The organism is Streptomyces sp. NPDC056503 (assembly GCF_042794995.1).
Taxonomy (GTDB): domain Bacteria; phylum Actinomycetota; class Actinomycetes; order Streptomycetales; family Streptomycetaceae; genus Streptomyces.
The window spans coordinates 37,398-46,537 of the sequence record NZ_JBHTST010000055.1 but is presented as its reverse complement, the minus strand read 5'-3'; the positions used below and the strand labels follow the sequence as shown (position 1 = coordinate 46,537).

The following is a 9,140-nucleotide window of genomic DNA, read 5'->3' as shown; positions in this document are numbered from 1 at the left end:
TTCGTTCCTGTTTCCAGGCCCTCCGGGCGCTTCCTTCGTTTCCGACTCTATCAGATCTTTCCGATCCGATTTCCTCGGTGCTTTCCGGTCCCTTTTGCTTTCGCTCCGGGCCCTTCCGGCGTTTCCGACTCTATCAGAGCCTTTCGGCGCCTGATTCCCAGTCGGAGGGAATTTGTCTTCGCGGCTGTTCGGGCCGTTCCGACGAGTGAGACATTAACGGATTCCCTGCTCCCGACGCTAATCGGGGGATTCCTCATTCCTTCGGAACCGCACGGAAAGCAGGACGGCACGACGAATCGCAACCGTCAGGCTGTGCGGATCTTGCGGAGTGGCTGTCCGGGGCCGACCGGGGCCGGTGCTCACGTCGGACAACCCGGAGGACATTACGGAGCGGGGTAACGCCTGTCAACTTCGCTCCGGGGTGGAGAGACACCGCGCTCCACCCCGGGTGAACCGTGCGGGGCGCGGGGTCAGACGGCGCTCGGAGTCGCCTGCTCCAGCATGTCGACGGTGGCGTCCGCCGCGTCGGTGACCACGGGGTCGTGGGTGGCGACGATGGTGACGGAGCCGTACTGGTGGGTGGTGCGGGCGATCAGGGCGGTGAGGTCGTCGGCGCGGGTGCGGTCGACGGCGGCGGTCGGTTCGTCGATGAGGAGGAGTTCCGGCTGGAGGAGGAGGGCGCGGGCCAGGGCGATCCGCTGGCGTTCGCCGCCGGAGAGCTGGTCGGGACGGTGGGTGAGGCGGTGTTCGAGGCCCACCTCGGTCAGCAGCTCGCGGGCCCTGGTGCGCAGGGTGCGGGGCCTGCGGCCGGCGAGGGAGGCGGCGGCGAGGAGCTGTTCCTCGGCGGTGAGGCCGGTCAGGAGGTTGCCGCTCTGGAACACGTAGCCGACTCGTTCGCGGCGGGCCCGGGCGCGTTCGCCGTCGGTGAGGGCCGCGAGGTCGGAGCCGTTCAGGAGGACTCGGCCGCGGTCGGGGCGGAGCAGGGCGCCGGCGACGGCGAGGAGCGTGGACTTGCCGGAGCCCGAGGGGCCCACCAGTGCGGTGAGGACTCCCGGGCGGAAGGTCGTGTCGAGCCCGCGCAGGGCGGTCGTACGGGCGTCGCCCCGGCCCAGGGTGACGGTGACGTCGTCGAGGTGGAGGGTCATCGCGCGGCTCCCAGCATGGTCATCGGGTCGACGGTGGTGACGCGGCGCAGGGTGAGCGCGGAGCCGGCGAGGCCGACGAGGGCCACCGCGGCCATGGTGGCCGTGAGGGTCGTGGCGGGGAGGCTGAAGGGCACCTGTTCGCCGACGAGCAGTCCGACGGCCGAGGCGAGCGCGGCGCCGGCGGCGGTCCCGGTGACGACGACCGCGGCCGCCTGGACGAGGGTGTGGCCGAGCAGGCGGCGCCGGGACGCGCCCAGGGCGCGCAGCAGGGCGAGCTCGGGGGTGCGCTGGACGGTCCACACCGCGAAGAAGGCGCCGACGACGAGCGGGGCGATGAGGAAGAGGAAGGTCTGGATGGACGTCATGGTCAGGCGTTCGCCTTCGTAGCCGGGGGCCGCCGCGAAGGCCTCCTCCAGGGGGACCGTGGTGGTGTCGTGCCGGCGGTCGGCCTCCGCGAGCGTGGCGGCGCCGGTGTCGGTGTCGGTGGCGGCCGGGAGTCTGAGGGCCATGGCGCTGTACTGGGTGGGCAGGTCGGCGGGGAGGTCCTCGGTGCCGGGGGCCGTGAAGCGGATCCGGCGCCAGGTGTCGGTCGTGACGTACGCGACGGGGACGTGGCCGTAGGAGGAGCGGCCGGTGGTGCCGACGACGTCCAGGGTGATGCCGAGGCGGTCGACGGTCAGGGTGTCGCCGATGCGGACGCCTTCCGTGACGAGCTGGCGCGAGACGACGACGCCGTGGGGCACGGCGGCGTCCAGGGGTGCGCCGTCGTCGGCGCCGGGGTCCGTGAAGGCTCCGGGTTCGACGCCGAAGGCGGCGAGGTCCACCTCGGTGCCCCGGCCGGTGGTGCCGCGCGTGAGGGAGACGCCGAGCGGGGTGGCCTCGGTCCCCTCCTCGCGGCGCCAGCCGGCGGCGGTCCGGTCGTCGATCAGACCGCGGGCGAACTGGTCGGAGTCCGAGCCGGCGGCGAAGGCGATGTGGGTCGCGGGGAGCTTGCGCAGGGCGGAGACGGTGTCGTCGCCGAGGCCGGTGGTGAAGCCGGAGACGATGCCGACGAGCGCGGCGACGAGCACGACGACGCTGCCCATCAGCAGGAAGCGGCCTCGGGCCGCTTTCAGCTCCAGAAGGGCGAGGAACATGGCGTTCCCTCCAAAGATAGGGACGGTGCGTCCCTAAGATAGAAGATGGCGACGCGGCGTCCCCACGTGGGGGTGGGGGTGACACCTAGACTGGGTCCGTGCCCAAGATCGACGCTGCCACGGTCGCCGACCACCGTTCACGGCAGCGTGCTGCCCTGCTCGACGCGGCGCGGGAGCTGCTGGCGGAGGGCGACGCCTCGCAGGTGACCTTCGCGGAGGTGGCACGCCGCACCGGCCTGGCCCGCAACAGCGTCTACAAGTACTTCCCCGACCGCGGCCACCTCCTCACCGAAGTGGTCCGCGAGGCGGCCCCGCGCTGGACCGAGCGCATCCGCGCCGCCCTCGCCGCCGCCGGCGACGCCCCCGAGGAGCGCGTCGCCGCCTACGTCACCGCGCAGCTGGAGATGGTGCGGGACGGGGAGCACCGGATCGCCCGGGCCACCGCCGACGCGCAGGACGCCGCCGCGCTGCGCGCCGGGGCCGACGCGGCGCACCGGGCGCTCCTCGACCCCCTCGTCGACGCCCTGCGCGAACTGGGCGACGACGCGCCCCTGATGACGGCGCGTCTGCTGCAGGGCTTCGTGAACGCGGCGACGACCGCGCTGGAGGCGGGGGACGACTACGACGCGGTGACGGACCGGGCGGTACGCCTCACGGTCGCGTCCCTCCAGGGCCTGCGGGCCTGACACCCCGCCCCGGTGGAGCGGCGCGCCACCCCCCGTCTCGCGGCCCCGCCGCGTCAGTTCGGCGAGGGCGACTCCCAGGTCTTCAGCGTGGCGGCGACCTGACGGGCGTCGGCTTCGCCGGTGAGGACGCGGTCGACGAGGGTGATGGCCTCCTGGCTGGTGACGTCGACGGGGTGGCCGGAGGCGTGCAGGTAGGCGGCGGCCACGGCGACGGCGAACAGCTCGTTGGAGTGCTCCAGGGCGGGGACGCGTACGAGCTGGTGGAGGAGGGCGGCGGCGCGGTGGTGGGGGAGGTCGTAGACGGGCGTGTCCATGATGCGGAAGGCGTGCCGGGCGCGGGCGGCTTCGAGCGATCCCCAGTCGGTGATCTCCGGGTCGCTGGGGATCACCTTCTGCGCGATGCCCAGGAGCCAGGCCAGGTCGACGTGGACGGTCACGGGCCGGTTCCCCGGATCAGGCGGCGCCGGTGGGGCGGACCCCGTAGCGGGCGGCGAAGGCGTCGGCGTGCTCGTGCACGAAGGAGCGGGCACCCTCGATGAAGCGGGTCCGGGTGAGGTCGGCGTGCAGCACGTCACCGGCGTAGTCCTCGGCCGCCACGTGCCTCGCGGCGGCGGCCTGCTCCAGCGCCGCGTACGTCTCGTCGCTGACCTCTATGCGGATCTCCCGTGCCATGGCCCCACGGTAGCGGCCCGGGGCCGGGCGAGGCAGCCCTTGTGACGATCCCGGTCCGCTTCCGGGCCGTGTCGGTCGGCCCGGTGCCGAGGGGCGCCGGACCGGCCTACGCGTCCTCGGGGGTGGCGTCGCCGAGGACCCGGCCGGCCCTCCGCCTGCGGTACACCACCGCGCCGCAGCCCGCGAGGAGGAGCAGCGTGACGGCGGCCGCCCCGAGAGCCGGGTGGTCGGCGAAGAGGCGGGTCAGCACTTCGAGGACCCCGAGGCCGGCCGTGGCGTAGAGCAGCGCCCAGGCGGCTCCGCCGAGGAACAGCGCGGGGAGGTAGCGCGGGAGGGGCATGCGCATGCTGCCGGCGAGGAAGTTGGCGGCGGTCTGGAAGCCGACGGTCAGGAAGGAGACGGCGACGACGGGCGCGCCCCAGCGCTGGATCGCGCGCTCCGCGCGCTGGAACCTGGCCGAGGAGATCCGTCCGGCGAACCTGCTGCGCCGGGCGCCGGCGCCGGCGAGCCATCCGACGGCGAACGTGCCTCCGGCGCGGAGCAGCACGATCACGTACAGGGCGCCCGCGGTGAGCGCGATCTTATCCACGACGCCCCGCTCCGGACCCCGGCCCGGGGGCCGCGGCCCCCGTCACCCGTCCCGTGCGACCCGTCGCGCGATCCCGGTCTCCGTCTCTCACCTGCGGCCCGCCTCTGCCCGTTCCGTTCCCTGCGTCCCCACCGTGACGGCACCGGATCCCGAGCCTGACGCCGAGCCGGGCTCCCCCGGCACAGGTCAGGTTAACCGAACGCCCATACGTCGCGTACAGGCCGCCGGGCGCCGGGCCGGAGGGTTCGCGCCCCGGTGCGCGGAAGGCGAACGGAGCGTGGGGGCTCGGCGTCACGGGCGCACGCGCGGCTCGGCGTCACGGAGCATGTCGGGCTCACACGGCGTTCACCGCTCGGCGTTCCACGAGGGGCGCGCGCCCCGCCCCTCCGCTCATCCCTCCCGACGTGCCGTCACCAGGCCCGTCTCGTACGCGGCGATGACCGCCTGGGCACGGTCGCGGACCCGCAGCTTGGCGAAGAGGCCGGTGATGTGGTTCTTCACCGTGGACGCGCTCAGGCCGAGCCGGTCGGCGATCTCCGTGTTGTCCGAGCCGCCGGCGATCAGCCGCCACACCTCCCGCTCGCGCGGGGTGAGCCCCTCGGTGCCGGAGGGCGCCGGCGGCGGCGTCCGCTGCTCCGGGGCCGTGACGTGCGTGGAGATGAGCCGGGTCAGGAGCCGGGGGGCGAGGATCGCCTCCCCCTCGCGGACCACGTGCAGGGCGGCGACGAGGTCCTCGGGCGAGATGTCCTTGGGCAGGAAGCCGCACGCCCCGGCCCTCAGGGCGCCCACCACGTGCTCGTCCATGTCGAAGGTGCTCAGGGCCAGGACCCGGCAGTCGGGCAGCTCGGCGGTGAGCCGTTCGGTGGCGGCGATGCCGTCCAGGACCGGCATGCGGATGTCCATGACGACCACGTCGGGCCGGTGCTCGTGGGCGAGGCGGACCGCCTCGGCGCCGTCGGCGGCCTCGGCCACGACCCGGAAGCCCGGTTCGGGGGCGAGCATGAGGGCGAGGCCGTGGCGGACGAGGGGCTGGTCGTCGGCGATGAGGACCTTCACGGTCGTGCTCACGCGTACTCCTCCTGACGGTCGGCGGGCAGGGGCAGGCGGGCGCGGACGGCGAACCCCGCGCCCTCCGGTCCGGTCCGCAGGATGCCGCCGTGGAGGGCGACGCGCTCACGCATTCCCATGAGCCCGTAACCCGACCCGCGTGCGGCGGGGCGGCCGGCACGCGGGCCGTCGTCGGTGACGGCGACCCGCACCTCGCGGGCCGTGAAGGTGAGCCGCACGTCGACGTGTGCGCCGTCGCCCGCGTGCCTGCGGGCGTTGGTGAGGGCTTCCTGGACGATGCGGAAGACGGTGAGCTCGACGCCGGGCGGGAGCGACCGGGGGTCGCCGTCGGTGGTGAGGGTGGTGGGGAGGCCCGCGCGGCGGCTGTCACCGACGATGCGGTCGAGGTCGCCGATGCCGGGCTGTGGTGCGGTCGCCTCGCCCTCGTCGCTCTCGTCGCCGGCCCGCAGCACGTCGAGCAGGTGGCGCATCTCGCGCAGCGCGGTGCGGCCGGAGCCCTCCAGGGTGACGAGCGCCTCGCGGGCCGTGTCCGGGGACCGGTCGAGGTTGGCCCGGGCGCCTCCGGCGAGCAGCTGCATCGTGGTCAGGTGGTGGGCGACGATGTCGTGCAGCTCCCGGGCGATGCGGCGTCTCTCGTCGGAGACGGCCCGTTCGGCGAGCAGCCGCCGCTGGGTCTCCGCGTTGCGCTGCCACCGGCCGACGAGAAGGGCGGCGCCGCCCACGAACAGCCCGGACGCGATGTTGCCGGTCAGCTCCAGCGTGGTCGGCGCGGGCAGTCCCGGGTGGACGAACTGGAGCACCCCGACGCAGCCGGCGACGGCCGCCGCGCCGACCGGGGCGCTGTGGTGACGTACGACGGTGTAGAGGGCGACGACGGTGGCGGCTCCGTAGTGCTGGCCCACGGAACTGAACCAGTCGAGCGACAGGTTCACCGCGAGGACGCAGGCGAGGACGCCCAGGGGCGCGCGACGGCGGAGCAGCAGGAACAGCGCGGCGACGACCACGATCAGGCAGCCGGCCACCGGCACGTGGCCCTGGTCCATCTGGCTGGTGACGGTGAAGCCCACGAGGTCGACGGCCGCGGCGCCGACGGTGACGAGCCCGTCGTGCTGGCTCCATCCCGGCCCCGCGTGCCGACTCGACGGTCCGGGGCCCGTCTCGTCCCCCGCGCGTCGTTCCATCTCCGCCCCCTGTGCGCGTCCACGTCGTCCCGGACGCCACCGCGGAGTCCCGATGGACCTGCGGTTCGTCCGCCGAGTCTCCCATGGTGCCGGTACGCCGCGGGGCGCGGCGTCGGGACCGGGAGGGAGCGGGGACCGGGAGCAGGCTCCCAGGCGCCGGAGGATCCGGGGCCGTGCTCCCAGCGGGTTTCTCGTCCTCGGCTCCGAGGTGACGGGCGTGCGCCGCTGATGTGCTGGACACGTGCCGGGACCGCCCGGCGCGAGGGCGCCCCGGACGTCCGCGACTCGCGGCCCCCGTACACCCGTATCCCCGTACACCCGTGCACCCGTGTCCTTCCCTCTCGTCTCTTCCCCTTCCTTTTCCTTTCCCGGAGGCTTTCCGTGATCCGTGCCCTGACCGGATTCTCGACCCGCAGACCATGGCGGGTCATCGCCGTGTGGGCGGTGGTCGGCATCTTCCTGACGATCATGGGTCAGGCGCTCGTCTTCCGTGTGACGAACACCGACAGCGCCGGCTTCCTGCCCGCGGAGTACGACGCGGCCGCGGCGCTGCGGGTCGCCCGGGAGGAGTTCGGCGCGGAGCCCGACGCCGACGCGGTGACGGTCCTGGTGGCGCGGCGCGACGGCAAGCCGCTGGAGGACGCGGACAGGAAGCGCGTACAGGAGGTGGCGCGCGAACTGAGCGTCACGCGCGTGGAGATGCCGTGGACGGACGAGCAGCTGCCGGGGCTCTCCGAGGACTACTCCCAGGTCCCCGCCGTGGCACCGGCGACGACCGCTCCCAACGGGTCGTTCGCGCTGCTCGGCGCACGGCTGCGGGGCAACTCCACCGACCCCGGCATGCACTCCCTCTACCGGGCCTTCCAGGACCGGGCCGAGCAGGAGTTCGGCGAAGCCGGGCTGCGCACGGGGTTCACCGGGGGCCTGGCGGACGTGGTGGACCGCGCCGACTCGGAGAAGACCACGCAGACGGTGATCGGTCTGGTGATGGTCGGACTGATCGTGCTGGTCAACGTGCTGGTGTTCCGCAGCGTCCTGGCCGCGTTCGTCCCGCTGTTCGCGGTGTCCGTGGTGGGCGGCGCCGCCGCCGGCACGGTCGTGGGAGCGGCCCTCCTGACCGGTTTCGAACTGGACCCGGGCACTCCGAGCATGATCGGCACCGTACTGATCGGCATCGGCGTCGACTACTTCCTCTTCCTGCTGTTCCGCTTCCGCGAGGAGCTGCGACGACGGCCGGAGGAGCACCACCGCGTGGTGGCCGCGGACGTGGCCGGGCGGGTGGGCACCGCGGTGACCTCGGCGGCGCTGACGATCGTGGCGGCCTTCGCGACGCTGGGCGTGGCGACCTTCGGCCAGTTCCGGGTACTCGGTCCCTCGGTGGCGGTGTCGGTACTGGTGATGCTGGTGGCGAGCCTGACCCTGATGCCGGCGCTGCTGGCGGTGACCGGACGGAAGATGTTCTGGCCGTCGCGGAGCCTCTCGAAGGCCGGGCTCCCCGGTCTGGCCGGGCGCACCGGCGAGCTGGTGGCGCGCCGTCCGCTGCCGGTGCTCGTGGCGTCGATCGCCCTTCTCGGCACGCTCGCGGCCGGAGTGGCGGGCGTCCGCATGGACTTCGGCACCGGTGGCACCCCGCGCGACACGGCGGCCGCCGCGACGGCGCGGGAGATCGCGGGCGCCCTGCCGCCGGGGGTGTCCGACCCGACGACGGTGTACGTGACCGCCGACGACGGGCGGACCCTGGACCCCGCCGGGCTGGGCGCCCTGCGCCGGGCACTGGCCGGGGTGGCCGGGGTGGGCACGGTGGCGGCTCCGGTGTTCGACGCCGACCGCACGGCCGCACGGCTGGACGCCCACCTGACGGTGGAGGCCCGGTCCCAGCGCGCCCGGGACATCGTGGCGGGCCCGGTCCGTCAGGCCGTACGGGAGGCGACGCCGCCCGGACTGACCGCGCACGTGGGCGGCACGGCGGCCGTGTTCGCCGATGTGGCGACGGCGGTCGACCGGGACCTGCGGACGGTGTTCCCGGTGGCCGCGGCGCTGATCGCGCTGATCCTGGTGGTGCTGCTGCGCAGCCTGGCGGCCCCGGTGGTGCTGATGCTCGCGGTCGGACTGTGCTTCGCGGCGACGTTCGGCGCCTCCGCGCTGGTCTTCCAGCACATCGGCGGCGAGCCGGGCGTGAACTTCGTCCTGCCGCTGGTGCTGTTCCTGTTCGTGGTGGCGCTCGGCACCGACTACAACATCCTCGTCAGCGACCGGCTGCGCGAGGAGATGGCCCGCGGGGGCCCGGCCCGCGCCGCCGTGTCCCGGGCGGTACGGCACACGGCGCCGGCCATCGCCACGGCCGGCGTGGTCCTCGCGGCCTCCTTCGGCAGCCTCGCGGTGAACGCGGACCCCTCCACCCGTCAGGTGGGCTTCGCCACGGCCCTCGGCATCCTCCTGTCCGCCTTCGTCCTGTCGCTCCTGCTGGTCCCGGCCGCCGCGGCCCTGCTGGGCCGCGGCATGTGGTGGCCGGTACGACGCGCTCCGAGCACGGCTCCCGGAGCCCCGGAGGAGGAGCCCCGCACGGGGTCGCCGCGCGTCCTCGCGCACGTGTCCCCGGGCGACGCGCCACCCCGATGACCGCCCCGCCTCGAAGCGGCGGCGCGGACGCGGTGGTGCCCCGG

At 74.3% G+C, this 9,140-nt stretch carries 9 protein-coding genes; 2 read left to right on the top strand and 7 right to left on the bottom strand.

What is annotated here, in order from left to right; genetic code table 11:
• Nucleotides 1-470: 470 nt before the first annotated feature.
• Nucleotides 471-1,145, bottom strand: coding sequence for an ABC transporter ATP-binding protein (locus tag ACFQ8C_RS18545; RefSeq protein WP_383458419.1), 675 nt, complete (start codon nt 1,143-1,145; stop codon nt 471-473).
• Nucleotides 1,142-2,281 carry an ABC transporter permease gene (locus ACFQ8C_RS18540; protein ID WP_383458417.1) on the bottom strand — a complete coding sequence of 380 codons (1,140 nt, stop codon included), beginning with the start codon at nt 2,279-2,281 and terminating at the stop codon, nt 1,142-1,144. The genes ACFQ8C_RS18545 and ACFQ8C_RS18540 overlap by 4 nt, the downstream gene beginning before the upstream one ends.
• Before the next feature lie 98 nt (nt 2,282-2,379).
• On the opposite strand from ACFQ8C_RS18540, the gene ACFQ8C_RS18535 reads away from it, so the two are divergent.
• On the top strand, nt 2,380-2,967 hold the full coding sequence (locus tag ACFQ8C_RS18535) for a TetR/AcrR family transcriptional regulator (protein ID WP_383458414.1): 588 nt from the start codon (nt 2,380-2,382) through the stop codon (nt 2,965-2,967).
• A gap of 53 nt (nt 2,968-3,020) precedes the next feature.
• Here ACFQ8C_RS18535 and ACFQ8C_RS18530 read toward each other — a convergent pair whose 3' ends face one another.
• The 5 genes from ACFQ8C_RS18530 to ACFQ8C_RS18510 form a co-directional block, all read right to left on the bottom strand.
• Complete coding sequence (locus ACFQ8C_RS18530) at nt 3,021-3,404, bottom strand: fic family toxin-antitoxin system, toxin component (RefSeq protein ID WP_383458412.1); 384 nt, start codon at nt 3,402-3,404, stop codon at nt 3,021-3,023.
• Nucleotides 3,405-3,420: 16 nt separating this feature from the next.
• Nucleotides 3,421-3,639, bottom strand: coding sequence for a hypothetical protein (locus ACFQ8C_RS18525; RefSeq protein WP_383458410.1), 219 nt, complete (start codon nt 3,637-3,639; stop codon nt 3,421-3,423).
• 106 nt (nt 3,640-3,745) lie between these two features.
• Nucleotides 3,746-4,228 (bottom strand): DedA family protein, encoded by a 483-nt coding sequence (locus tag ACFQ8C_RS18520; RefSeq protein WP_383458408.1) that lies wholly within the window; start codon nt 4,226-4,228, stop codon nt 3,746-3,748.
• 390 nt (nt 4,229-4,618) lie between these two features.
• Complete coding sequence (locus tag ACFQ8C_RS18515; RefSeq protein WP_383458405.1) at nt 4,619-5,296, bottom strand: response regulator; 678 nt, start codon at nt 5,294-5,296, stop codon at nt 4,619-4,621.
• A complete protein-coding gene (locus ACFQ8C_RS18510; RefSeq protein ID WP_383458402.1) occupies nt 5,293-6,477 on the bottom strand; it encodes a sensor histidine kinase in 1,185 nt (394 codons plus the stop codon). The genes ACFQ8C_RS18515 and ACFQ8C_RS18510 overlap by 4 nt, the downstream gene beginning before the upstream one ends.
• 381 nt (nt 6,478-6,858) lie before the next feature.
• Here ACFQ8C_RS18510 and ACFQ8C_RS18505 point away from each other — a divergent pair, with 381 nt between their 5' ends.
• Nucleotides 6,859-9,096: an MMPL family transporter gene (locus tag ACFQ8C_RS18505; RefSeq protein WP_383458399.1), complete on the top strand. Its 2,238-nt coding sequence runs from the start codon at nt 6,859-6,861 to the stop codon at nt 9,094-9,096.
• The last annotated feature ends 44 nt before the right edge of the window (nt 9,097-9,140 follow it).

Coding starts and splice junctions, on each gene's coding strand:
- ACFQ8C_RS18545 (WP_383458419.1), bottom strand. CDS start 1,145: ATGACCCTCCACCTCGACGACGTCACCGTCACCCTGGGCCGGGGCGAC.
- ACFQ8C_RS18540 (WP_383458417.1), bottom strand. CDS start 2,281: ATGTTCCTCGCCCTTCTGGAGCTGAAAGCGGCCCGAGGCCGCTTCCTG.
- ACFQ8C_RS18525 (WP_383458410.1), bottom strand. CDS start 3,639: ATGGCACGGGAGATCCGCATAGAGGTCAGCGACGAGACGTACGCGGCG.
- ACFQ8C_RS18510 (WP_383458402.1), bottom strand. CDS start 6,477: ATGGAACGACGCGCGGGGGACGAGACGGGCCCCGGACCGTCGAGTCGG.